This is a genomic window from Streptomyces sp. BB1-1-1 (assembly GCF_031597775.1).
Taxonomy (GTDB): Bacteria; Actinomycetota; Actinomycetes; order Streptomycetales; family Streptomycetaceae; genus Streptomyces; species Streptomyces thinghirensis.
Window position 1 is genome coordinate 5,172,287 of record NZ_CP134203.1, and the last position, 24,360, is coordinate 5,196,646.

The following is a 24,360-nucleotide window of genomic DNA, read 5'->3' on the forward strand; positions in this document are numbered from 1 at the left end:
CGGCCTGCTACGAAGAGCGCGTCGATTACGGACCGCCGTACCCACGCCTTCGAAAAGACGAGTACGGCCTCCCTCGCCGAGCAACTTGTGCAGTCTACTCGGAGAGGAAGGCCGTACCCAAAACGATCAGGGGTGACGCCCTGCAGAACGGTTACTGCACGACGCTCACTGCTCGTCGAACAGGCTCGTCACCGAACCGTCCTCGAACACCTCACGCACCGCACGCGCGATCGTCGGCGCGATCGACAGCACCGTGATCTTGTCCAGCTCCAGCTCGTGCGGCGTCGGCAGCGTGTCCGTGAACACGAACTCGCTCACCTTCGAGTTCTTCAGCCGGTCCGCCGCCGGACCCGACAGCACACCGTGCGTCGCCGTCACGATGACGTCCTCCGCACCGTGTGCGAACAGGGCGTCCGCCGCGGCGCAGATCGTGCCACCGGTGTCGATCATGTCGTCGACCAGGACACAGATCCGGCCCTTCACGTCACCGACGACCTCGTGCACCGTGACCTGGTTCGCCACGTCCTTGTCCCGCCGCTTGTGCACGATCGCCAGCGGCGCGCCCAGACGGTCGCACCAGCGGTCCGCCACCCGCACCCGGCCGGCGTCCGGGGAGACCACCGTCAGCTTCGAGCGGTCCACCTTCGCGCCCACGTAGTCCGCCAGCAGCGGCAGCGCGAACAGGTGGTCCACCGGGCCGTCGAAGAAGCCCTGGATCTGGTCCGTGTGCAGATCCACGGCCAGGATCCGGTCCGCACCCGCGGTCTTCATCAGATCCGCGATCAGACGCGCCGAGATCGGTTCACGTCCCCGGTGCTTCTTGTCCTGCCGCGCGTAACCGTAGAACGGCACGATGACGGTGATGGAGCGGGCCGACGCGCGCTTCAACGCGTCGATCATGATCAGCTGCTCCATGACCCACTTGTTGATCGGGGCCGTGTGGCTCTGGATCAGGAAACAGTCCGCACCACGCGCCGACTCCTGATAACGCACGTAGATCTCGCCGTTGGCGAAGTCGAAGGCCTTCGTCGGGACGACCCCGATACCCAGCTGGTGGGCGATCTCCTCGGCAAGCTCGGGGTGGGCGCGGCCGGAGAAGAACATCAGCTTCTTCTCGCCGGTCGTCTTGATCCCGGTCACAGCACTGTCTCCTCAGAGGTTTCGCAGCTGAGCGTCACGGGCGCTCTCCCGACTGGCCGCGGGGGGCGTCTCAGCTGGTGGGGTGCGGGTATGCACTTATCACGGTACGCCGTGTTCGGCGCGCCGGTTTCCGGTCAGCCTTCGCCGCCGGCCTCCCGGGACACCGCCTCGGCCGCCTTCGCCGCCGCGCTCCCCGGACGCTTACGAGCCACCCAACCCTCGATATTCCGCTGCTGGCCGCGGGCCACGGCCAGCGAACCGGGCGGCACGTCCTTCGTGATCACCGAGCCGGCGGCGGTGTAGGCACCGTCCCCGACCGTGACAGGAGCCACAAACATGTTGTCCGAGCCCGTCTTGCAGTGCGAGCCGACGGTCGTGTGGTGCTTGCTCTCCCCGTCGTAGTTCACGAAGACGCTCGCCGCGCCGATGTTCGTGTACTCGCCGATCGTCGCGTCACCCACGTAGGAGAGGTGCGGGACCTTGGTGCCCTCGCCGATCGAGGAGTTCTTCGTCTCCACGTACGTACCGATCTTGGCCTTCAGGCCGAGCCGGGTGCCGGGCCGCAGATACGCGTACGGACCCACCGTCGCCTCCGGGCCGACCACGGCGCCCAGGGAGACCGTGTTGTCCACGCGGGCGCCCGCACCGACACGGGTGTCCGTGAGGCGGGAGTTCGGCCCGACCTCGCAGCCCTCGGCGAGGTGCGTGGAGCCCTCCAGCTGCGTACCCGGGTGGACGACGACGTCCTGCTCGAACGTCACCGTCACGTCGACCCACGTCGTCGCCGGGTCGACGACGGTCACGCCGGCCAGCATGGCCCGCGTCAGCAGCCGGTCGTTCAGGGCCCGGCGGGCCTCGGCGAGCTGCACGCGGTTGTTGATCCCCGCGATCTCCCGGTGGTCACCGGCCACGGACGCGCCGACCCGGTGACCGGCCTCACGCAGGATGCCGAGGACGTCGGTGAGGTACTCCTCGCCCTGGCTGTTGTCCGTCCGCACCTTGCCGAGCGCGTCGGCGAGCAGCTGCCCGTCGAAGGCGAAGACGCCCGAGTTGATCTCGCGGATCGCCCGCTGCGACTCCGACGCGTCCTTGTGCTCCACGATCGCCGTGACGGCACCGGAGGCCCCGTCCCGCACGATCCGGCCGTACCCCGTCGCGTCCGGCACCTCGGCCGTCAGCACGGTGACGGCGTTCCCGTCGGCGGTGTGGGTGGCGGCGAGGTCCCGGAGCGTCTCGCCGGTGAGGAGGGGGGTGTCGCCGCAGACCACGACCACGGTCCCGTCGACGGCACCGCCCAGCGCCTCCAGGCCCATCCGCACCGCGTGCCCGGTGCCGTTCTGCTGCTCCTGCACGGCGGTGCGTACGTCGGGGGCGACCTCGGCGAGGTGCGCGGTGACCTTCTCGCGGGCGTGCCCGACGACGGCGACCAGGTTCTCGGGGTCCAGCTCACCGGCGGCGGCGAGCACGTGTCCGACGAGGGACCGGCCGCACAGCTCGTGCAGGACCTTGGGGGTGGCCGACTTCATACGGGTGCCCTCACCCGCTGCGAGAACGACGACGGCTGCCGGGCGAATGGCGCTCACGGGATGCCCTTCGGCTTTTGGGGGTGGGGGTGGACGTCCGCAGGATACCGGGGTGGTTTGTGGGGGACATGAGTGCGGGCCCTGGCAGACGCGCCAGGGCCCGGAAGAGGCAGCTCCCCCATCAGGATTTGAACCTGAACTTAAGGGACCAAAACCCTCAGTGCTGCCTGATTACACCATGGGGGATGGAACTCGACCGATCCGGACATTCCGTCAGGTCGCCGAGTCGGCACCCAACACTATGCCGTACCAGGTGCCTTCCGTGCGACGGTACAACTCGGCACCTGATCCCCGCTTCCGAGGGTGCCGGGTGGGCCGTTCAGGTATTCGAGGGATATCGCGTCCTATCGTTTGTCGAAAGTCACCGGAAATGGGGCGCCCCCCGCCCGTAGGCTGGAGGGCATGACCACGACGGGGGAAGACCACGTACCGGCCCGGGGTGGGCCTTGGTGGTGGGACAGGCGGCGCGGTGCGGTGCTCGATGTGAGCCTCGGTGCCGTGTCCGCGCTGGAGTGCGCGGTGGAGGGGATTCCGTTCGCGCGGGAAGCCGGGATTCCGATGGCGGCGGGGGTCGTCTTCGGGTTGCTGGCCGGTTCGGTGCTGGTGGTGCGGAGGAAGTGGCCGCTCGCGGTCGTGCTGGTGGGGATCGCCATCACGCCGGCCGAGATGGGCTTCCTGCTGGGCGTCGTCGGCCTGTACACGCTGGCGGCGTCGGAGTTGCCGCGGCGGATCATCGCGTCGCTGGCCGGAATGTCGTTCCTGGGCACGCTGATCGTGACGTTCGTGCGCCTGCGGCAGGACATGGCGCGGGACGGCATCGACTTCGGGGACTGGTTCCTCCCGTTCGCGTCGATCGGAACGTCCCTGGGGATGACCGCGCCGCCGCTGCTGCTGGGCATGTACGTGGGGGCGCGGCGGCGGTTGATGGAGAGCCTGCGGGAGCGGGCGGACAGCCTGGAGCGGGAGCTTCAGCTGCTCGCCGAGCGTGCGGAGGAGCGCGCGCAGTGGGCGCGCAACGAGGAGCGCACGCGGATCGCGCGGGAGATGCACGACGTGGTCGCGCACCGGGTGAGTCTGATGGTGGTGCATGCCGCCGCGCTTCAGGCCGTGGCCCGGAAGGACCCCGAGAAGACGGTGAAGAACGCCGCGCTGGTGGGGGACATGGGGCGGCAGGCGCTGACGGAGCTGCGGGAGATGCTCGGGGTGCTGCGCAGCGGTGGGGACGGTGGGCGTGCGGAGCGGGCTTCGGTGCCGTTGGCGGCGGTGGGGGTGGCCGCGGCGGCGGCGGCCTCGCGGGCCGCGGACGGCGGTGAGGGGTCCGTCGACGGGCCGGCTCTGTCCGAGCTGGACGAGTTGATCGGGCAGTCGGAGGCGGCCGGGATGGTCGTGAACCTGTCCGTGGAGGGGGAGGGGCGTTCGTACGCGGCGGAGGTGGAGTCGACGGCGTTCCGGGTGGTGCAGGAGGCGTTGACCAACGTCCACAAGCACGCGGCGGGCGCGAAGACGTATGTGCGGCTGGCGCACCGGGCGTCGGAGATCGCGATGCAGGTGGAGAACGAGCCGCCGCCGGAGGAGTCGTCCTCGGCGCGGTTGCCGTCGGGGGGCAACGGGCTGGTCGGGATGAAGGAGCGGGTGACCGCCCTGGGCGGCGTGTTCGTGTCGGGGCCGACCGACGCGGGGGGTTTCCGGGTGTCGGCGGTGATTCCGGCGTCGTAGCCGCGAGACCGGCCGCGACGCCTGTCGGCCCGTGGTGGCCTGCCGGCCCGTGGTGACCTGTCGGCTCGCGGTGGCCTGTCAGCCCGTGGTGAGGCGGGTCGGCTGGGCGCCGGAGACGAGGGTGGCGAGGGCCTGGTCGATGTCGGGGCCGAGGTACCAGTCGCCGGTGTGGTCGAGGGCGTAGACGCGGCCTTCGGTGTCGATGGCGATGAGGGCCTGGCTGTCGGTCTCGGTGCCGAGGGGGCAGGTCCGGGTGTCGAGGGCGCGGCCGAGGTCACCGAGGGTGCGGGCCATGTGGAGGCCGTGCAGGGGGTCCAGGTGCAGGGTGGCGGGGGCGATCTGGCGGCCGGGGCCGGTGGGGGCGATGTGCAGGCCGCCGAATTCGGCCCAGGCCTCGACCGCGGCGGGGAAGACGGTGTGCCGGTGTCCGGCGGGTGAGGTGTGCTCGCGCAGGGCGTCGGCCCAGATTTCGGCCTGCTTGATGTCCCAGCGTCCGGGCTGCCAGCCGGCGTCGCGCAGGGCGGCGTCGACGGGGACGGGGAAGCGGGTGGTGGAGGTGCGGTCGGCTTGCATCTGCCCTTGGTTCGTTTGGGTCCGGCTCTAGGTCTACGTCGTCTGGTGGGGCGTCGGCGTCGGTCGCCGGTGGGTCAGTCGTCGCTCGCGGTGGGGTCGACGATGCGGACGCCGAAGTGCGCGCTGAGGGCCGTGCAGGCGCGGCACGGTGCGGCGAAGCTGCCGTGCAGGGGGTCGCCGTCCTCGCGGATGCGGCGGGTGGTGAGCTTGGCGTGCTTGAGCGCCTTGCGGGCTTCGCCGTTGGTCATGGGTTTTCGTGCCGCGCGTTTGCTGCGGGTGGCGTCCGCGGTGGCCAGGTGCCGCGAGATGAGGATGGTCTCGGCGCAGCGGCCGGTGTAACGGTCGCGTTGGCCACTGGTGAGGGTGTCGAGGAAGTCCTGTACGAGGTGGTGCAGGGCGGGCGGCGTGTCGGCGCGGGTGGCGGTGCCCGTGAGCGTGGTGCCGCGCACCGAGAGTGCGGCGGCGACGGTGGGGAGTATGCCGTCGCGGCGGTGCTGGAGGGCGGGGGCGTGGCGGGCTTCGGTGGCGCTCCAGCCGATGCGGGGGTCGCCGCCCCGGGGGTCGTCGGACCGCCCGGTGTGAGGTCCCGTCTGTGTCGCACTCATGATCATCTTCCCCTCCTGAGCATCCCCCCGAAGGTCACAGACTGCCAAATCCCGTGGCTGCTGCGGAAGCTGGGGCGTGGTGACACGCCCGGGTATGGGCGTTCCGTCACGGGAGGGTGACGGCAGGTCACGGAAGCGGAGGGGCGGGTGTCGGGTGCGGGGTCCGGCGCCGGTGACCGGTCTCGTCGTACCGCATAGGCTGTCGGCACCGCGATCGCGTGCGGTGACCGGACAGTGCAGACAGATCAGACAGACACAGATCAGACAGACGCCGCAGGGGGCAACCGCCATGACGACAGGTCGGCTCGGGCTGGGGGCACCTCCCGGCCGCCAGGACGGGGGACACGCCGCGCCGCCGAACGCGGCCTATGCCGGGCAGGTCGTACATTTCCCGGATCCGGTGCGGGCGGCACGTCACCCGAGAGGGGTACGGGTCGACGAGGGCGGTTACCCCGTCTTCTCGCCGTACGCCCGCGCGATCGCGGAGATCGCGGACCCGCCGGAGGGTTTCGGGGTCGACGAGCTGCGGCTGACGGACTACGTGTCGGCGAACGCCGCGCTGTCGGCGTCGGGACACGAGCTGTGGGACACGGTGCCGGCGGTGGCGACGCCGCACGGCTGGACGTGGCACCACGTGGCCGGGTCGCGGCGGATGGAGCTGGTCCCGGTCGAGGTGAAGGCGCTGCTGCGCCACCACGGCGGGATCGCCACGGCGGCGGTGGACCAGGGCAAGCGCGGGACGCGGCCGTTGCAGGAGACGCGTCCGGCGCACTTCGGTCTGCCGAAGTCGGGTGTCGCCGTGTCGGAGCAGCAGGTGCTGGGCGTCGAGGAGGACCTCGGGTACCGGCTCCCGGGTGCCTACCGCTCGTTCCTGAAGGCGGCGGGCGGCTGCGCGCCGGTGGGCACGGCGCTCGACGCCGAGTTGGGGCTGCTGGTCGACCAGCCGTTCTTCACGGTGCGTGAGGAGGCGGCGGTCAACGACCTCGTCTACGTCAACAAGTGTCTGCGGGACCACCTGACCAAGGACTACCTGGGCGTCGCGTTCGTGCAGGGCGGTCTGCTCGCCGTGAAGGTGAAGGGCGACCGGATCGGTTCGGTGTGGTTCTGCGCCTACGACGATGTGCGGGACGTGGACCCCTCGACGCCGCCGGCGGATCGTGTGGAGCGGTTGCTGCTGCCGTGCGGTGAGGACTTCGACGTGTTCCTGTCGCGGCTGGCGGGGTCCCCGCCGGAGCTGGAGACGGTGGCGAACCTGATGGTGGACGGCGGTTTCGCGCGTGCGGTGCCCGTGACGTCGGCGTCTGTAGGGGAGTGAGCTGACGATGGTGACGTTCGCGCAGGCGCAGGAGCGCGCGGAGGAATGGGTCAACGGCGAGCTGCCGGCGTACCAGCACCGTGAGGTGCGGGTGCGGGAGTTCGACCTCGGGTTCGTGGTGTGGGCCGAGGACCGTGCGGACGGGCCGCGCTCGGACGGGGGCGCGCAGCGGCTGGTGATCGCCCGGGACAGCGGTGAGGCGACGTTGTGGCCCTCGCTGCCGGTGGGTGAGGTGATCCGCCGGTACGAGGAGGAGTACGGCCGTCCCGACGAGGCCGCGGCGCCGGCGCCGGCGCCCGCGGCGCGGGTGGACCTGAATCAGACGTCGTTCCTGCTGAGCCCACCGGAGTGGTTGCAGGAGGCGGCGGACAAGCTGGGTATCCCGGACCGCCGGCGGGGGGACCACGACGGCGGCCGTGACACCGGTGGCGCCGGCGCCGGTATCGGGGCCGGGGCTCCGGCCGGGGCGCTTCCCGAGACGCAGGCCGGGACCCCGTCGGCACCGGCGGCTGCCGCGGACGCGCGGGGGAGCGGTACGGCGTGGCCGGCCGCCGGGGCGAGCGGTGCCGGTGGCTCCGGCGCGGGCGCGTCCGGTGTGCCGGGTGCGCCTGCCGGGGCGACGCCCTGGGCGGGGACGGACACCAACGCGGACGCCGGTGACGACCGTTCCGTACCGCTGCCCGAGACCGTGTTCGCGCCGCCGCTGAGCGGTGCCGACGACGACACGCCGCCGCCCGCGGCGACGCCGGACGCCAAGACGGCGCTGATGTCGGGCGGCAGCGGGCTTCCGCCGACCGCGCTCGCGCCGGCGATCGACGACCCGAGCGGGCCGGCCGCGTCCGCGGGGGCCGGCACACCGCCGACCGCGCCGCCGACACCGGCCGCGCCGCAGCCGCCCACCGGTCCCGGTGCGCACGCCACACCGGCCCGGCCGCTCGCGCCGAACGCCGGGGAGATCGCCGACGCCGCGACCAGCAAGGCGGCGCCGCCGCGCCGTGGCGGTGGTTCGCCCACGCCGCCTCCGCCGTCCGCGCCGGGTGCGCCGGGTGCGCCGGCGGGCGGTTACGTGCCGACGCAGCTGGTTTCGTCGCTCGGTCCCGAGGGCCCGGGTGGCCCGGGTGGTCCGGGTACGCCGCCTCCGCCGAGCGCGCCGCAGCCTCCGGCCGGGCAGGGTGCTCCCGGTGGTCCGGGTACGCCGCCTCCGCCGAGCGCCCCCGGCGGGACGCCCCCGGGCGGGATGCACCATGCCGCCACGATGCTGGCCGACCCGGGCCGGACGGGCGGCGGCGCGCCCCAGCCGCCCGGTCCGCCCGGTCCTCCGGCCCCTCCCGGTGCGCCCGGCGTCCCGGGTGCGCCCGGCGTCCCGGGTGCGCCCGGCGGTCCGGGTACGCCGCCGCCCCCTGCCGCTCCCGGTGTTCCGGGTGCCGGTGCGCCCGGCCCGCAGGGTTCCTCGGGTGGCGCGGGTGGTGCCGTGCACCACGCGCAGACCGTGCTGGCTGCGCCCCCGGTGGGCGGCCCCGGCACGCCTCCGCCGCCTCCGGGCGCCCCGGGCGTCCCGGGTGCTGCTGGTCCTGGTCCTGGTGGTCCTGGCGTCCCCGGTGGCCCGGGTGCCGCACAGTCCATGCCGCCCGGTCCGCCCGGTGCGCCCGGTGCCATGCCGCCGCCCGGCGGGCCCGTACCCGGTCAGCCGCCGGCGTACGGCTATCCGCAGCAGCCCGCCGGTCTGCCGACCGTCGGTCCCGGCTACCAGGCCGTGCTGCGCTACCGCGCGCAGGACGGCTCCGAGCAGCAGCTGATCCGGCGTTCGGCGCCGGGTACGCCGCACCCGGAGTGGCAGATCTTCCACGAGCTGCGGGCCATGAACGTGCCGCCGGACCAGGTGCTGGAGCTGCACACGGAGCTGGAGTCGTGCGTGCTGCCGGGCGCGTACTGCGCGCGGATGATCCGGGAGCAGTGGCCGCAGGCGCGGATCACCTCCATCGCGCCGTACGGCACGGACCACGCGAGCCGGCAGCAGGGCATGCAGCAGCTGCTGGAGCACCAGGGCGAGCTGCACCAGGTGGCCGACGGGCCGGCCCGTCCGGCGCCGGTGCGCGCGCCGCTGCCGCACGTGCAGCCGGTGCCGCCGGTTCCGCCGGAGGCCATCGGGCAGGAGCTGGGCGGCGCGTTCGGCCCGGGTGTCTTCCGGTTCGAGCAGGCCGCGGTGTCCCGGCAGGGCGTGCCGCCGGTCGTGGCGCACACGCTGGTGGCGGCGGGGCTGCCGATGGACATGGGCCCGTTCTTCTGGGCGCAGGCCCAGCCGGGGCGCCCGGTGCCGACGCTGGCGGAGCTGGCGGCCGAGCGCGGGGTGCAGCCGGCCTCGGACGCGGGTTCGTACCTCGTCGTGGGCAGTGACTTCGGCCGGGCGATCTGTGTGCAGTACGGCACGGCGGCCATCGTGGCGGTGCCGGTGGAGGCGGGGCCGGGCGGTGCGCCCGTGCCGCCCCAGTTCGTGAACTCGGGGCTGCCGGAGTTCGCGCGCTGCCTGGCGCTGCTGGGCCGGATGTGGCGGCTCAGGTTCGGTCTGAACCAGGAGCAGGCGGGCCGCTGGACGGTGGACTTCCAGGCACAGCTGGCCGCGCTGGACCCGGCGGCGCTCGGCTCGCCGGAGAGCTGGTGGTCGGTGCTGCTGGAGCAGATGTGGGACGGACTGCTGTGAGGCGCCCGCGCCGCTGACGTATCCCTGACGTCTCCCTGACGTACCCGACGGGCGGGGCCCGGTCGACCTGTGAGGCGACCGGGCCCCGCCCGTTCGCGTGCGGTGTGTCGCATTATGAGGGCTTACGAACGATCCATAAAGTCGGTTAAGTCCATTTAGTGCGGCAGGTTCACCACAGGGGTGATGAGCATGAGCAGCGCATCGGCGCCTCCCCACGGCTTCGTGACCGTACGCGGGCGCGAGCGCGGTTACCGTCCCGAACAGGTGGAGGCGTGTGCCGAGGCGATCTCTCGGGAGCGTGACGCGGCCTGGGAACGGGCCGCCCGGCTCACCGTGCTCGCCCGGGAGATGGAGGAGGAGCTGGAGGACCTGCGGGATGTGGTCGCACAGCTCACCTCGCAGGACTACGAGGCGCTCGGGGAGAGCGCCCGGCGCCTGTTCCAGCTCGCCCAGGAGGAGGCCGAGGCCGTACGGGAGAGGGCGCGCAGGGCGGCGGAGGGTCTGACGGAGGACGCGCGGGCGCACGCGGCCGGCGTGCGTGAGGCGGCACAGGCGCACGCCGACGCCGTACGCGCCGAGGCCGACGAACGGGCCCGGCACCGGCTGCTGGCGGCGCGCGCGGAGGCCGACGAGACGCGGATCGAGGCCCGGCGCGAGGTGAAGGCCGGGCGCGGAGAGGCGCTGGCCGCGCTGCGCGAGATGCGCAAGCGGACCACCGGGATGCTCGCCGAGCAGGGCAGGGAGCTGGCCGAACGGCGCGCCGCGGAGGAGCGGGCGGAGGACGAGCGGGCGCGCGCCCTGGAGGCGCATCACGCGGAGTTGGTGGCCCGCGCCGAGCAGGAGGCGGGTGCGGCGGCGGAGGCGCTGGCCGACGCCGAAGAGGCGGCCGGGCGGTGGCAGGAGGAGGCCCGGGCCCGGGCGGCCGAGGTGGTCGCCGAGGCCCGGGTGCGCCAGGAGCGGATCGCCCGCGACACGGAGCGCGTGCTGCGCGAGCACGGGGAGCGGTGGGACGAACTCCAGGCCCACATGGCCTCCGTACGCAGCAACCTCAGTTCGCTGACGGGGCGCGCCGTGGAGTGACACCGGGGCACCGGCCCGCACCCCGCACCCCGCACCCCGCGCCCGCGGGTCCGGTGGCCGCGGGTCCGGTCGCCGTCAGCCGCCCCTGCGCACCGCCCCCGCCAGGATCGAGCCCTCCACGGCCTCGTACTGGCGGCGTTGCTCCTCCGCCTTGTGCCGGCCGGAGAGCATCGTGCCCAGCCAGCCGCAGGCGAAGCCCAGGGGAATGGAGACCAGGCCCGTCGTGGTGAACGGGAACCAGTTGAAGTCGGCCTCGGGGAAGGCGGAGACGGGCGAGCCGGATACCAGGTTGGTGCCCGGCATCAGCAGCAGCACGCCCAGCGAGCCGCCGATGAGGGTGCTGAGCAGTCCGGCGCGGGTGTAGCGGCGCCAGAAGAGGCCGTAGACCAGGGCGGGTGCGATGGCCGAGGCGCCCAGGCAGAAGGACCGCCTCCTGGACCATCCCCCCAGTCCAGACCGTGCCGCTGGAGGCGGCCCGCGCAGGTGGTCTGGTCGGGGTGGACACCAATGCCGATCACCTGGCCGCCTGGCGCCTCGACGTCCACGGCAACCCCGTCGGCGCACCCCTCCGATTCGGCTACGACCTCACCGGCACCACCCAGCACCGGGACGCTCAGATCCGCCACGCCCTGATCCGTCTCCTACGCTGGGCCAAGCGTCACGGCTTGGCGATCGCAGTCGAGGGCCTTGACTTCGCCGCGGAGAAGACCCGGGAGAAGCACGGCCGCAAGAAGCGGTTCCGCAAGCTGATCTCCGGGTTGCCGACCTCCAGGCTGCGGGCCCGCCTGGTGTCGATGGCGGCCGAACTCGGCATCCCGGTCATCGCGGTCGACCCCGCCTACACCAGCCGGTGGGGCGCCCAGCACTGGCGGAAGCCACTGACGAGCAAGACCCGCAAGACCACGCGCCACGACGCAGCTGCCGTGGCGATCGGAAGGCGCGCCCTGGGGCACCCGGTCCGGCGACGGACGACACCGCCCCCTGCTCACCGGAGTGATGAGCAGGGGCATCGGACCGTCCAGGCCCGACCGGGGGCCCCGGAGTGTGAGGGAACCCGCCCCCGCATTCCCGGACCACGGACACGATCCGTGTCGCCGGACGCGGCGAGTACGCGGGCGACCAGGACATCCAAAACCGTTCGGGGTGTCCGCAGTAAGCAGGTATGGGTCCAAAACTCACTCCTGCTCACTGATGAGGAACGGTTCGGCCAGCAGGAACATCAGCAGCATCAGTGACAGGGCGGTGCTGAGCGCCAGCACGATGCCGTCGTAGCCGAAGAGGGCGACCACGCCGCACGTGCCGAGCACGGTCGCCGCCGAGATGTAGTCGCCGGCGATCGCGAGGCCGTTGCGCATGGGGGACAGGGAGCTGTACCCGGTGTAGAACTCGTCGAGGTCGTCGCGGTCGGGGCCGGTCATCACGCACAGCAGCAGCGTGACGGTGGCGACGGCGGTGAAGCCGACCAGGGACATCGTCTGGGCGTTGCCGCTGAACTCGTTCGTCGCGAACTCGGTCGTCGCGAACTCCGTCACCGTCCCGCCTCCCGCCGGGCGTCCAGTTCGGACTCCTTGCGGATGCGGTCCGCGAGCGGGTCGACGTGGCGGCGCGCGGTGTGCTCGTACAGCGCGATCGCCAGCCAGGTGACGGGGAGTTGGAGCAGGGCGAGCGCCAGTCCGGTGGGCAGGCCGTCGGCGAGGGTGCCGGTCATGAACCCCGGGCGCGTACGCGGACAGGATCAGGAACAGGGTGAAGTAGCCGAGCGCGGTGAGCGTGGCGGTGCGTCGCTGCCAGCGGTAGGCGCTGCGCAGGACCCGCAGGTCGCTGTGGTGCCCGAGCGCGTCCCGGCGCGGTGCCCGGTGGGCGGCGGGCTCGGGGACCGGGTCGGCGTGGGGGCGGGGGTGGTGGCCGCCGGTGCGGGTACGACGGGGACGGGTCGTAGGACATCCCGGTGCTCCTTGCGCGGCTCGGGTCCGATGGGGCGGACCGCAGGGAGGTGGGGGCGGCGGGCCACGCACGCTACTCGCCGGTTCGGCCATGCGCTGCGTTTTGGCCAAACTGATCGGTCGGTATGCTCGCGCGGCTCCGGCCACGGGTGTTACCCGCGTTAACCAGGCGCTTCGGGGGCGCGCCCGCCCGCGTGTTCAGTCCGGGAGAACCGGAAACCGGCGCGGCGCCACCACCAGCAGCACCAGGAACGCCAGCGCCGCCGCACCCGCCGCGCCCAGGTAGACGGCGTGCACGGCGTCGGCGATCGCCCGCCGCACGGACTCGTCCGCGGTGCCCGAATCCAGTGCCCCCGTCACGGAGTCGAGGCCTCCGGCGCCGAGTTCGCCCGTCCCGCCGAGACGCGCGGCCAGCACCCCGTTGGCGATCGCGCCGAAGACCGCCGCGCCGATCGTCTGCCCGGTCTGGCGGCAGAAGAGGACGGACGCGGTCGCCGTGCCCCGCTCCGACCAGCCGACCGTGGACTGGACGCCGACGATGAGCGGAAGCTGGAACAGGCCCAGCGCGGCGCCGAGCAGCAGCATCAGCAGCGTCGGCTGCCAGGCCTCGCCGGGATAGGGCAGGAACGGGAAGGCGAACAGGATCAGGGACGCGGTGCCGATACCGAGCATGGCCGTGTTCCGGAAACCGATCCTGCGGTACACATGCTGGCTCAGGGCCGCGGACACCGGCCAGCTCAGCGTCCACACGGACAGCACGAAACCGGCGGCCACCGGTGCCAGGCCCAGCACCGACTGGGCGTAGGTGGGCAGGAACACGGTCGGCGCCACCATCAGCAGCCCCAGCGCGCCGAGCGCGAGGTTCACCGCCGCGATCGTGCGGCGGCGCCACACCCAGCCGGGGATGATCGGCTCCGCCGCCCGGCGTTCGATCACCACCACGGCCACCAGCAGGGCGAGGCCCGCCCCGAACAGGGCGAGCGAGGGCGCCGACAGCCACGGCCACGCCACCCCGCCCTGCACCAGTGCGGTGAGCAGGGCGCCGCCGCAGGCGAACACGGCCAGCGCGCCCGCCCAGTCGACACGCGCGCGCGTGCCGGACGCCTCGCGTGCGGGCTCGTGCAGGTGACGGACGATCAGCCACAGGGCGAGGGCACCGATCGGCAGGTTGATGAGGAAGATCCAGCGCCAGTCGGCGTACGCGGCCAGCACACCGCCCAGTCCGGGGCCCGCGATCGCGGACACCGCCCACACCGTGGACAGCCTGGCCTGGATCCTGGGCCGGTCCTTGAGCGGGTACAGGTCGGCGGCGAGCGTCTGCACGGTGCCCTGGAGGGCGCCGCCGCCCAGGCCCTGCAGGACGCGGAAGGCGATCAGGGCGCCCATGTTCCAGGCGAGCGCGCACAGCAGGGAGCCGAGGAGGAACAGCGCCGCCCCCGCCACCAGGACCGGTTTGCGGCCGTAGGTGTCGGAGAGCTTGCCGTAGACGGGGAGCGTGACGGTGACGGCCAGCAGATAGCCGGAGAAGAGCCAGGAGAAGAGGGAGAAGCCACCGAGGTCGCCGACGATCTGCGGGACGGCGGTGGAGACGATCGTGGCGTCGAGCGCCGACAGCGCCATCGCGAGCATCAGGGCGGCCACGACGGCGCCGCGCCGGTCCGGCCCCGTGCCCGCTCCGGCCTCGCCCACCGCGGGTCGGGTGCTGTCCACGCCGTCCACCCGGTGCCTCCGTCCTTGCGTTCCCCTTGCATCCATCTGCCGGGGTCAGCTTCGCACTTGACCCTGACGCCGCGGGAGGGTGGAGGCTCGATGCGTCCCGGGGAGGAGGACAACCCCGAGGTCCGCTCCACCGAAGGGTGGACAGCCCCTAGGGGTACCTCCGTACTACGGCCCGGGGAGGGTTCGTACCGACGGAGGACGAGACGGGCCCGGTCGCGTCCTTAATCTGGCTTTACGCCGCTGGGGGGCGGTGAACCGGACCCGCGGGGGTGGGGTTTTCCCCAGTAGAAGAGTGCGCTGAACACCAGCGCGCTCGGCCCCCGGTTCCGGCCAGACTCTTCGACGTAGCAGGACGACGCACGCACGACGACACGCACGACGGCACACGCACGACGGCACACGCACGACGGCCTACGCACGACGGCTTACGCACGACGGCACACGACGGCACACGCACGGCGACGCGCACACCGCGGCGGGTCGCAGCACGGCAGCACCTCGTTCACCCAGTCCACCGGTACCGCTCAGCGCCCGCCGACGGCACCGGTGGCTCACCTGATGACCGACATAGGAGACTTGACATGACATCGGCCGTAAGTATTCCCACGCATGGGAGCACCGGAGGGCGTACGGCCGTTGCGGCGCGAGCGCGTCAGGTCGTGAAGGCGTACGGATCGGGCGAGACCCGGGTGGTCGCCCTCGACCACGTGGACGTGGACATCGCCCGCGGCCAGTTCACCGCGATCATGGGACCGTCGGGGTCCGGCAAGTCCACGCTGATGCACTGCCTGGCCGGCCTGGACACCGTCTCCGGCGGGCAGATATACCTCGACGAGACCGAGATCACCGGCCTGAAGGACAAGAAGCTCACCCAGCTGCGCCGGGACCGGATCGGCTTCATCTTCCAGGCGTTCAACCTGCTCCCGACGCTGAACGCGCTGGAGAACATCACGCTGCCCATGGACATCGCCGGGCGCAAGTACGACCGCGCGTGGCTGGACCGCGTCGTGGAGACCGTGGGGCTCGCCGGGCGGCTGAAGCACCGGCCGACCCAGCTCTCCGGCGGCCAGCAGCAGCGGGTCGCGGTGGCGCGGGCACTGGCCGCGCGGCCCGAGATCATCTTCGGTGACGAGCCGACCGGAAACCTCGACTCGCGCGCCGGCGCCGAGGTCCTCGGCTTCCTGCGCCGGTCGGTCACCGAACTGGGCCAGACCATCGTGATGGTCACCCACGACCCGGTGGCCGCCAGTTACGCGGACCGGGTGCTGTACCTCGCCGACGGCCGGATCGTGGACGAGATGTACAAGCCGACCGCGGACGCCGTCCTCGACCGCATGAAGGACTTCGACGCCCGGGGGCGCACGTCATGACCGTCGTCAAGACCTCGATGCGCAACTTCCTCGCGCACAAGGGCCGTATGGCGCTCTCGGCGGTGGCGGTGCTGCTGTCGGTGGCGTTCGTGTGCGGCACCCTGGTGTTCACGGACACGATGAACACCACCTTCGACAAGCTCTTCGCGGTCACGTCCTCGGACGTGACGGTCATGCCGAAGGAGGCCAAGAGCGACGACGCCCCGCAGAACGGCGTGCCCGAGTCGCTGCCGGCTTCCGCGCTGGAGCAGGTCCGCGCGGCCGACGGGGTCAAGTCGGCCGAAGGCATGGTCAGCTCGATGAACGTGACCGTCGTCGACAGTGACAACGACAACGTGGGCGCCACCAGCGGCGCCCCGACGATCGCCGGCAACTGGACTAAGAACGACCTCCGGTCGATGGAGATCACCTCCGGGCACGCCCCGCGCGGGCCCACCGAGCTCATGGTCGACGCCGACACCGCCGACAAGCACGACCTGAAGCTCGGTGACGAACTGCGCACCATCTCGCAGACCGGCGACTTCAAGGCCGAGATCGTCGGCATCGCGTCCTTCACGGTGACCAACCCCGGTGCCGCCGTCGTCTACTTCGACACGCCCACCGCCCAGCGCGAACTGCTCGGCGCCACCGGCAGGTTCACGCAGCTCAACGTCGCCGCCGCGGCCGGTGTCTCCGACGCCCAGCTCAAGCAGAGCGTCACCCAGGTCATGGACGGCACCTACAAGGTGCAGACGGCCAAGGAGAACTCCGACGAGAACCGCAAGGAACTCGGCGAGTTCATGAACGTCATCAAGTACGCCATGCTCGGCTTCGCCGGGATCGCGTTCCTGGTCGGCATCTTCCTGATCATCAACACCTTCTCCATGCTGGTCGCCCAGCGCACCCGCGAGATCGGCCTCATGCGGGCCATCGGCTCCTCCCGTCGGCAGGTCAACCGCTCGGTGCTGGTCGAGGCGCTGCTCCTCGGCATCGTCGGCTCGATCCTCGGCGTCGCGGCCGGTGTCGGAATCGCGGTCGGCCTGATGAAGCTGATGTCGGCGGCGGGGATGAACCTCTCCACCGACGACCTGACCATCAAGACGGCGACACCCGTGGTCGGCCTGGTCCTCGGCATCGTGGTCACCGTCCTGGCCGCCTACCTGCCGGCCCGCCGCGCCGGCAAGATCTCCCCGATGGCCGCCCTGCGCGACGCCGGTACGCCGGCCGACGGCAAGGCCGGCTGGATACGCGGCCTGATCGGCCTGGTCCTCACCGGCGCCGGTGCCGCGGCCCTGCTCACGGCCGCCGCCGCCGACAAGGCGAGCGAGGGTTCGATGATGCTCGGCGCGGGCATCGTGCTGTCCCTCATCGGCTTCGTCGTCATCGGCCCACTGCTCGCGGGCTTCGTGGTCCGGGTGATCAGCGCGGTGCTGCTGCGGGCCTTCGGCCCGGTCGGCCGCCTGGCCGAGCGCAACGCTCTGCGCAACCCGCGCCGCACCGGCGCCACGGGCGCCGCCCTGATGATCGGCCTCGCGCTGGTCGCCTGCCTCTCGGTGGTCGGCTCCTCCATGGTCGCCTCGGCCACCAGCGAGCTGGACAAGACCGTCGGCGCGGACTTCATCGTCCAGGGCAACCAGCGGATCGTGCCGCAGGCCGAGAAGGCGATGCAGGACACGCCCGGCCTGGAGCACGTCACCCGCTACAAGATGCTGGACGCCACGCTGACCTCGCCCGACGGCAAGACGGACGACGACGGTGTCACGGCCGCCGACCCGACGTACGCCCAGGACGTGAACCGCGCGACGACCGAGGGCAAGCTCTCCGCCGCCTACGGCATCGACGCCATGTCGGTCGGCGCGGACTACGCGAAGAAGCACGGCGTGCACGTCGGCGACACGGTCTCCGTCGCCTTCAAGGGCGGTGAGACCGCCAAGCTCAAGGTCGCCGCGATCACGGACGACGACGTGGCCATCGACCAGGGCGCGCGGTACATCAGCATCGAGACGATGCGGAAGTACCTGCCGGCCGACAGCGTCCCGCCGAACACGATCATGTTCGCCAAGGCGGAGGACGGCCGGGCGGAGCAGGCGTACGCCGCGCTGAAGAAGTCGCTGGACGCCTACCCGCAGTACCAGGTGGCCGACCAGACCGACTACAAGCAGGAGCTGAAGGACCAGGTCGGCCAGCTGCTGAACATGGTCTACGGCCTGCTCGCCCTGGCGATCATCGTCGCGGTCCTCGGTGTGGTGAACACGCTGGCGCTGTCGGTGGTCGAGCGGACCCGCGAGATCGGCCTGATGCGGGCGATCGGTCTCTCCCGCCGCCAGCTGCGCCGCATGATCCGCATGGAGTCCGTCGTCATCGCCCTCTTCGGTGCCCTGCTCGGCCTGGGGCTGGGCATGGGCTGGGGCGCCACGGCGCAGAGGCTGCTCGCCCTGGAGGGACTGAACGTCCTCGACATCCCCTGGCCGACGATCATCGGCGTCTTCATCGGCTCGGCCTTCGTGGGCCTGTTCGCCGCCCTGGTCCCGGCGTTCCGGGCGGGCCGGATGAACGTCCTGAACGCCATCGCGACGGAATAGCCACCCAAAGCCACCGCACACGGGGGTTGCGGGGGAACGCCCGGCACCGGAAGTCCCAAGGGGGACTCCCGGTGCCGGGCTCCTTATGGTGGCCCACCTTTCAGCCCACCGAGTCGGGTGGTGGGTGGGCGCAGGCCGGAGGTCCAGGGGGCGGAGCCCCCTGGTACGGCCACCCTGGCGCCGGCCGCCACACACCCGGCGTCATCCACAGCCACCGGCGCAGGCGAGCGCGGCGTCGTACGCTGGACACCCCCGGCCCTCACACCGCCGGGTTACTCGTGTTGTCCACCCCAGCACCGGCACCCAGCACCCCAGGACGGAAGCGCCCCCTCCATGAGCCTGCACGGTCTGCTCGACGCCGTCGTCAAGGACACCGCCCTCGCGGAAGCGATCTCCGCGGCCGCAGACGGCAACCGCATGCACGTCGACCTGGTCGGCCCTCCCGCGGCCCGCGCCTTCTCGGTCGCCGCGCTGGCCCGCGAGACGGGCCGCCCGGTGCTGGCGGTGACCGCGACGGGGCGCGAGGCGGAGGACCTGGCGGCGGCCCTGCGCTCGCTGCTGCCCGAGGAGGGCGTCGTCGAGTACCCCTCCTGGGAGACCCTCCCGCACGAGCGCCTCAGCCCCCGCAGCGACACCGTCGGCCGCCGCCTGGCCGTCCTGCGCCGCCTGGCCCATCCCCGCCCCGACGACCCCGAGACCGGCCCGGTCTCCGTCGTCGTCGCGCCCGTACGCTCCGTGCTCCAGCCGCAGGTCAAGGGCCTCGGCGACCTGGAGCCGGTCGCGCTGCGCAGCGGGCAGAGCGCCGACCTGGAAGAGATCGTCGAAGCCCTCGCGGCGGCAGCGTACGCGCGCGTGGAGCTGGTCGAGAAGCGCGGCGAGTTCGCCGTGCGCGGCGGCATCCTGGACGTCTTCCCGCCGACCGAGGAGCACCCCCTCCGCGTCGAGTTCTGGGGCGACGACGTCGAGGAGATCCGCTACTTCAAGGTCGCCGACCAGCGCTCCCTGGAGGTCGCCGAACACGGCCTGTGGGCCCCGCCCTGCCGCGAGCTGCTGCTCACGGACGACGTACGGGAGCGTGCCCGCGTCCTCGCCGAGGACCACCCCGAGCTGGGCGAACTGCTCGGCAAGATCGCCGAGGGCATCGCCGTCGAGGGCATGGAGTCCCTGGCCCCGGTCCTCGTCGACGACATGGAACTGCTCCTGGACGTGCTGCCCAAGGGCTCGATGGCGCTCGTCTGCGACCCGGAGCGGGTGCGGACCCGCGCCGCCGACCTCGTGGCGACGAGCCAGGAGTTCCTCCAGGCGTCCTGGGCGGCCACCGCGGGCGGCGGCGAGGCGCCGATCGACGTCGACGCGGCCTCCCTGTGGTCCATCGCGGACGTCCGGGAGCACGCCCGCGAGCTGGACATGATGTGGTGGTCGGTCTCGCCCTTCGCCGCCGACGACGCGCTGGAGGACGCCGACACCCTCAAGCTCGGCATGCACGCTCCCGAGACCTACCGCGGCGACACCGCCAAGGCGCTGGCCGACACCAAGGGCTGGCTCGCCGACGGCTGGCGCGCGGTCTACGTCACCGAGGGCCACGGCCCGGCCGCCCGCACCGTCGAGGTCCTCGGCGGCGAGGGCATCGCGGCCCGCCTCGACAATGACCTCGGCACCCTCAGCCCTTCCGTCGTACACGTCTCCTGCGGCTCGATCGACTACGGCTTCGTCGACCAGGCCCTCAAGCTCGCCGTGCTCACCGAGACGGACCTGACCGGGCAGAAGGCCGCCGGCCGCGAGGGCGCCCGGATGCCCGCCCGGCGCCGCAAGACCATCGACCCGCTCACCCTGGAGACGGGCGACTACATCGTCCACGAGCAGCACGGCGTGGGCCGCTACATCGAGATGGTCCAGCGCACCGTGCAGGGCGCCACCCGCGAGTACCTGGTCGTGGAGTACGCCCCCGCCAAGCGCGGCCAGCCCGGCGACCGCCTCTACATCCCCACCGACCAGCTGGAGCAGATCACCAAGTACGTCGGCGGCGAGGCCCCCACCCTGCACCGCCTGGGCGGCGCCGACTGGACCAAGACCAAGGCCCGCGCGAAGAAGGCGGTCAAGGAGATCGCCGCCGACCTGATCAAGCTCTACAGCGCGCGGATGGCGGCGCCCGGGCACGCGTTCGGCGCGGACACCCCCTGGCAGCGCGAGCTGGAGGACGCCTTCCCGTACGCGGAGACCCCGGACCAGCTCACCACCATCGCCGAGGTCAAGGAGGACATGGAGAAGACGGTCCCCATGGACCGCCTGATCTGCGGCGACGTCGGCTACGGCAAGACGGAGATCGCGGTCCGCGCCGCCTTCAAGGCGGTCCAGGACGGCAAGCAGGTGGCCGTACTCGTGCCGACGACCCTGCTGGTGCAGCAGCACTTCGGGACGTTCGGCGAGCGGTACGCCCAGTTCCCGGTGAACGTGCGGGCGCTGTCCCGCTTCCAGACCGACACCGAGTCGAAGGCGACCCTGGAGGGCCTGCGCGAGGGCTCGGTGGACATCGTCATCGGCACCCACCGCCTGTTCTCCTCCGAGACCAAGTTCAAGGACCTCGGCCTGGTCATCGTCGACGAGGAGCAGCGTTTCGGCGTCGAGCACAAGGAGCAGCTGAAGAAGCTCCGCGCCAACGTCGACGTCCTGACCATGTCCGCCACCCCCATCCCGCGCACCCTGGAGATGGCGGTCACCGGCATCCGCGAGATGTCGACGATCACCACCCCGCCGGAGGAGCGCCACCCGGTGCTGACCTTCGTCGGCCCCTACGAGCAGAAGCAGATCGGCGCCGCGATCCGCCGCGAGCTGCTGCGCGAGGGCCAGGTCTTCTACATCCACAACCGTGTCGAGTCCATCGACCGCGCGGCCGCTCGTCTCCGCGAGATCGTCCCCGAGGCGCGCATCGCCACCGCCCACGGCCAGATGTCGGAACAGGCGCTGGAGCAGGTCGTCGTCGACTTCTGGGAGAAGAAGTTCGACGTGCTGGTCTCCACGACCATCGTCGAGTCCGGCATCGACATCTCCAACGCCAACACCCTCATCGTCGAGCGCGGCGACAACTTCGGCCTCAGCCAGCTCCACCAGCTGCGCGGCCGGGTCGGCCGAGGCCGGGAACGCGGCTACGCGTACTTCCTCTACCCGCCGGAGAAGCCGCTGACCGAGACCGCGCACGAGCGGCTCGCCACCATCGCCCAGCACACCGAGATGGGCGCGGGCATGTACGTGGCGATGAAGGACCTGGAGATCCGCGGCGCCGGCAACCTGCTCGGCGGCGAGCAGTCCGGCCACATCGCGGGCGTCGGCTTCGACCTGTACGTGCGGATGGTCGGCGAGGCCGTCGCCGACTACCGGGCCTCCCTGGAGGGCGGCGTGGAGGAGGAGCCGCCGCTCGAGGTCAAGATCGAGCTGCCCGTCGACGCGCACGTCCCGCACGACTACGCCCCCGGCGAGCGGCTGCGGCTCCAGGCGTACCGGTCCATCGCCTCCGCCAACAGCGAGGAGGACATCAAGGCCGTACGCGAGGAACTCGTCGACCGCTACGGCAAGTTGCCGGAACCGGTGGAGAACCTGCTGCTGGTCGCGGGCCTGCGCATGCTCGCGCGGGCGTGCGCCGTCGGCGACATCGTGCTCCAGGGCAACAACATCCGCTTCGCGCCCGTGGAGTTGCGCGAGTCCCAGGAGCTGAGGCTCAAGCGGCTCTACCCCGGAAGCGTCATCAAGGCGGGCGCCCACCAGGTCCTCGTACCCCGTCCGAAGACCGCGAAGGTGGGCGGCAAGCCGCTGGTCGGGCGCGAGCTGCTCGGCTGGGTCGGGGAGTTTCTGACCTCGATCCCGGGCGCCTAGGCGCTCGCCCGCTGAAGAAGCCGTCCACGGGGACAGGCCCGTGGACGGCTTCGATGTGTTCGAGGTGCGGGAACGCGCTACTGCTGGTCGGGGCCGCCCCGCTCGCGCCCGAAGCCGAGTTTGCCCTCGGCCTGCTGCTGCGCGGCGTCGACCTGCTTCTCGTGCTTGCCACCGGTCCTCTTGTTGACCTGTTGCTCGGCGGCGTCGGACATCTTCCTTGACCTGTCCTTGTCCTTGCCGGCCATGCTCTTCATCTTGTCGAGGATGCCCATGCAGGAGCTCCTTCCGAGGCGTGACTCACTGTCGACCGTACGACAGATATGCCCCACATGCCCAATAAAGCCCACTATGGTCTGGACCTCTGCGTCGCTACGGTGATACCGGCGAACGGCAAGGGGAGGGCACGCATGAGGCGGCACAGCAGGATCCGTACCGGTTGGGCCGCGGTCGCGGTCCTTGCCCTGGCCCTGGTCACCGGATGCGAGGGCCTCGGGGGCGAGGGCGACGGCACCTCGTCCTCGGGCGGCGGCGCCGAGGCGCCGGCCGCGGGACAGGCCGTCAGCCCTCTGCGCAACCCGGACGGGACCGACCCCGGCCTCGCCCCGGTCACGGGCGACATCCACGAGGCGACGGCCCGGCGGCTCATCGAGGGCCTGAAGACCAAGGGACGCGGCCCCCGGACGGGGTACGACCGCGACGAGTTCGGCTACGCCTGGATGGACTCGGCCGACGGCGTGCCGCTCGCCCGGAACGGCTGCGACACGCGCAACGACCTCCTGCGACGCGACGGCCAGGACCTGCGCTTCCGCTCCGGCTCCGACTGCGTGGTCGTCGCCATGACGCTGGACGACCCGTACACCGGCACGACCATCGAGTGGCGCAAGCAAGAGGCGAGCGAGGTCCAGATCGACCATGTCGTCCCGCTGTCGTACAGCTGGCAGATGGGCTCCTCGCGGTGGGCGGAGAGCAAACGCGAACAGCTGGCGAACGACCCGCTCAACCTGCTCCCCGTCCAGGGCCGCGCCAACTCCGCCAAGCGAGATTCGGGTCCGGCCTCCTGGCTTCCGCCCGCCAAGTCGATCCGGTGCGCGTACGCCGTCCGCTTCGCGCAGGTCGCCGTCAAGTACGAACTGGCGGTGACCGCACCGGACCGGCAGGCGATGCTGCGGCAGTGCGGCGGCTGAAACGGGCCCGGGGAGCGCCGGCGAAATCCGCTTTCGGCCCCTCGGGCCTCCTGACTACGGTGACCCCATGAAGCTGACGGTATCGAGCCTCGCCGAGCGCCCGGAGATGCTGGACCGGGTCCGCGAAATGGCGGACAGCTGGCCCGCGTTCGCCGTCGAGGATCTGTCGGGCAACGCCCACTACCCGCGCATCGCCGTCGAACTGCCCGAGTACGTGCAGTTCGCCGAGGACGAGCACGGCGAGGTCGTCGCCCACGCCCACAGCGTGCCGTTCGCCCTGCACACCGAGGGACGCGGCACGCTGCCCGCGCGGGGCTGGGGCGAGGTGCTCGTCTGGGCCTTCGGCGACCTGCGCCGCGGTGTCCGCGCCGACACCGTCAGCGCCATCTCCGTCACCGTCGCCCCGCACGCCCAGGGGCTCGGCCTGTCCGGCCGGATGCTCGCCGCCATGCGCGACAACGCCCGCGCCCGCGGCTTCCGCGAGGTCGTCGCCCCCGTGCGCCCCAGCGCCAAGCACCTCGAACCGCACGCCCCCATCGAGGAGTACGCCCGGCGGCTGCGTCCCGACGGTCTGCCCCACGACCCCTGGCTGCGCGTCCACGCCCGGGCCGGCGCCACCCTCGACTCCGTGGCTCCGGCCTCCATGACCGTCTCCGGCTCGCTGGACGAGTGGCGGCGCTGGACGGGACTGCCCTTCGACACCGCCGGGGACGTCGAGGTCCCCGGCGCCCTGGTGCCCGTGCGCTGCGAGCCGGAGCGCGGATACGCGGTGTACGTCGAGCCGAACGTGTGGATGCGGCACCCGGTGTGAGTCACCCGGGCACGGGCGCCGGTGGCGGGCGCCTGTGGTGGGGGCTCGGGTGGTCAGAACTCGCCGTTGCCGAGCAGCTCTCCCTCGGCGTCGTAGATGGTGACGAGGCCGTTCTCGCTCACGGCACGGTGGCACCAGGTCGATGACCCGGTCGACGACCAGGTGGTGATCGGTACGGCAACGGTTCGGTACAAC

General features: G+C 72.0%; 16 protein-coding genes and 2 pseudogenes. 9 read left to right on the top strand and 9 right to left on the bottom strand.

Annotation, left to right across the window (positions count from 1 at the left end):
• Positions 1-165 precede the first annotated feature (165 nt).
• Positions 166-1,140, bottom strand: coding sequence for a ribose-phosphate diphosphokinase (locus RI578_RS23870; RefSeq protein ID WP_121747477.1), 975 nt, complete (start codon positions 1,138-1,140; stop codon positions 166-168).
• Between the two features lie 134 nt (positions 1,141-1,274).
• Complete coding sequence (gene glmU, locus RI578_RS23875) at positions 1,275-2,723, bottom strand: bifunctional UDP-N-acetylglucosamine diphosphorylase/glucosamine-1-phosphate N-acetyltransferase GlmU (protein WP_310872983.1); 1,449 nt, start codon at positions 2,721-2,723, stop codon at positions 1,275-1,277.
• A gap of 402 nt (positions 2,724-3,125) precedes the next feature.
• On the opposite strand from glmU, the gene RI578_RS23880 reads away from it, so the two are divergent.
• Positions 3,126-4,439 carry a histidine kinase gene (locus tag RI578_RS23880; RefSeq protein WP_310872984.1) on the top strand — a complete coding sequence of 438 codons (1,314 nt, stop codon included), beginning with the start codon at positions 3,126-3,128 and terminating at the stop codon, positions 4,437-4,439.
• 78 nt (positions 4,440-4,517) lie between these two features.
• Here the strand turns inward: RI578_RS23880 and RI578_RS23885 are convergent, their stop codons facing one another.
• Positions 4,518-5,012 (bottom strand): SUKH-3 domain-containing protein, encoded by a 495-nt coding sequence (locus RI578_RS23885; protein WP_310872985.1) that lies wholly within the window; start codon positions 5,010-5,012, stop codon positions 4,518-4,520.
• A gap of 74 nt (positions 5,013-5,086) precedes the next feature.
• Positions 5,087-5,617, bottom strand: a complete 531-nt coding sequence (locus RI578_RS23890) for a YwqJ-related putative deaminase (protein WP_310872986.1) — start codon at positions 5,615-5,617, stop codon at positions 5,087-5,089.
• A 289-nt stretch (positions 5,618-5,906) separates the two neighbouring features.
• On the opposite strand from RI578_RS23890, the gene RI578_RS23895 reads away from it, so the two are divergent.
• From RI578_RS23895 to RI578_RS23905, 3 genes are all read left to right on the top strand, one after another.
• The gene (locus tag RI578_RS23895) at positions 5,907-6,932 is read left to right on the top strand and encodes an SMI1/KNR4 family protein (protein ID WP_310872987.1); all 1,026 of its coding nucleotides are present in this window, start codon (positions 5,907-5,909) and stop codon (positions 6,930-6,932) included.
• Positions 6,933-6,939: 7 nt separating this feature from the next.
• A complete protein-coding gene (locus RI578_RS23900; RefSeq protein ID WP_310872988.1) occupies positions 6,940-9,630 on the top strand; it encodes an SUKH-4 family immunity protein in 2,691 nt (896 codons plus the stop codon).
• Between the two features lie 189 nt (positions 9,631-9,819).
• Positions 9,820-10,710 (top strand): cellulose-binding protein, encoded by an 891-nt coding sequence (locus RI578_RS23905; RefSeq protein ID WP_310872989.1) that lies wholly within the window; start codon positions 9,820-9,822, stop codon positions 10,708-10,710.
• A gap of 75 nt (positions 10,711-10,785) precedes the next feature.
• Here RI578_RS23905 and RI578_RS42725 read toward each other — a convergent pair.
• The 3 genes and pseudogenes from RI578_RS42725 to RI578_RS23930 all read right to left on the bottom strand — a co-directional run bounded on the left by RI578_RS42725 (position 10,786) and on the right by RI578_RS23930 (position 14,363).
• Positions 10,786-12,182: pseudogene (locus RI578_RS42725) on the bottom strand (hypothetical protein).
• Between the two features lie 56 nt (positions 12,183-12,238).
• Positions 12,239-12,654, bottom strand: a pseudogene (locus RI578_RS23925) (DUF485 domain-containing protein).
• A 197-nt stretch (positions 12,655-12,851) separates the two neighbouring features.
• Positions 12,852-14,363 (bottom strand): MFS transporter, encoded by a 1,512-nt coding sequence (locus RI578_RS23930; protein WP_310872990.1) that lies wholly within the window; start codon positions 14,361-14,363, stop codon positions 12,852-12,854.
• Between the two features lie 590 nt (positions 14,364-14,953).
• On the opposite strand from RI578_RS23930, the gene RI578_RS23935 reads away from it, so the two are divergent.
• From RI578_RS23935 to mfd, 3 genes are all read left to right on the top strand, one after another.
• Complete coding sequence (locus RI578_RS23935) at positions 14,954-15,742, top strand: ABC transporter ATP-binding protein (RefSeq protein WP_121747473.1); 789 nt, start codon at positions 14,954-14,956, stop codon at positions 15,740-15,742.
• The gene (locus RI578_RS23940; protein WP_310872991.1) at positions 15,739-18,303 is read left to right on the top strand and encodes an FtsX-like permease family protein; all 2,565 of its coding nucleotides are present in this window, start codon (positions 15,739-15,741) and stop codon (positions 18,301-18,303) included. The genes RI578_RS23935 and RI578_RS23940 overlap by 4 nt, the downstream gene beginning before the upstream one ends.
• A 333-nt stretch (positions 18,304-18,636) precedes the next feature.
• On the top strand, positions 18,637-22,170 hold the full coding sequence (gene mfd / locus RI578_RS23945) for a transcription-repair coupling factor (RefSeq protein WP_310872992.1): 3,534 nt from the start codon (positions 18,637-18,639) through the stop codon (positions 22,168-22,170).
• 77 nt (positions 22,171-22,247) lie between these two features.
• Here the strand turns inward: mfd and RI578_RS23950 are convergent, their stop codons facing one another.
• Positions 22,248-22,442, bottom strand: coding sequence for an antitoxin (locus RI578_RS23950; RefSeq protein WP_121747470.1), 195 nt, complete (start codon positions 22,440-22,442; stop codon positions 22,248-22,250).
• A gap of 135 nt (positions 22,443-22,577) precedes the next feature.
• Between RI578_RS23950 and RI578_RS23955 the strand changes: the two genes are divergently transcribed.
• Both RI578_RS23955 and RI578_RS23960 read left to right on the top strand, forming a co-directional pair.
• Positions 22,578-23,354, top strand: a complete 777-nt coding sequence (locus RI578_RS23955) for an HNH endonuclease family protein (RefSeq protein WP_310872993.1) — start codon at positions 22,578-22,580, stop codon at positions 23,352-23,354.
• A gap of 67 nt (positions 23,355-23,421) precedes the next feature.
• Complete coding sequence (locus RI578_RS23960) at positions 23,422-24,165, top strand: N-acetyltransferase (RefSeq protein WP_310872994.1); 744 nt, start codon at positions 23,422-23,424, stop codon at positions 24,163-24,165.
• Positions 24,166-24,218: 53 nt separating this feature from the next.
• Here RI578_RS23960 and RI578_RS23965 read toward each other — a convergent pair whose 3' ends face one another.
• Positions 24,219-24,359 carry a hypothetical protein gene (locus tag RI578_RS23965; RefSeq protein WP_310872995.1) on the bottom strand — a complete coding sequence of 47 codons (141 nt, stop codon included), beginning with the start codon at positions 24,357-24,359 and terminating at the stop codon, positions 24,219-24,221.
• Position 24,360 lies beyond the last annotated feature (1 nt).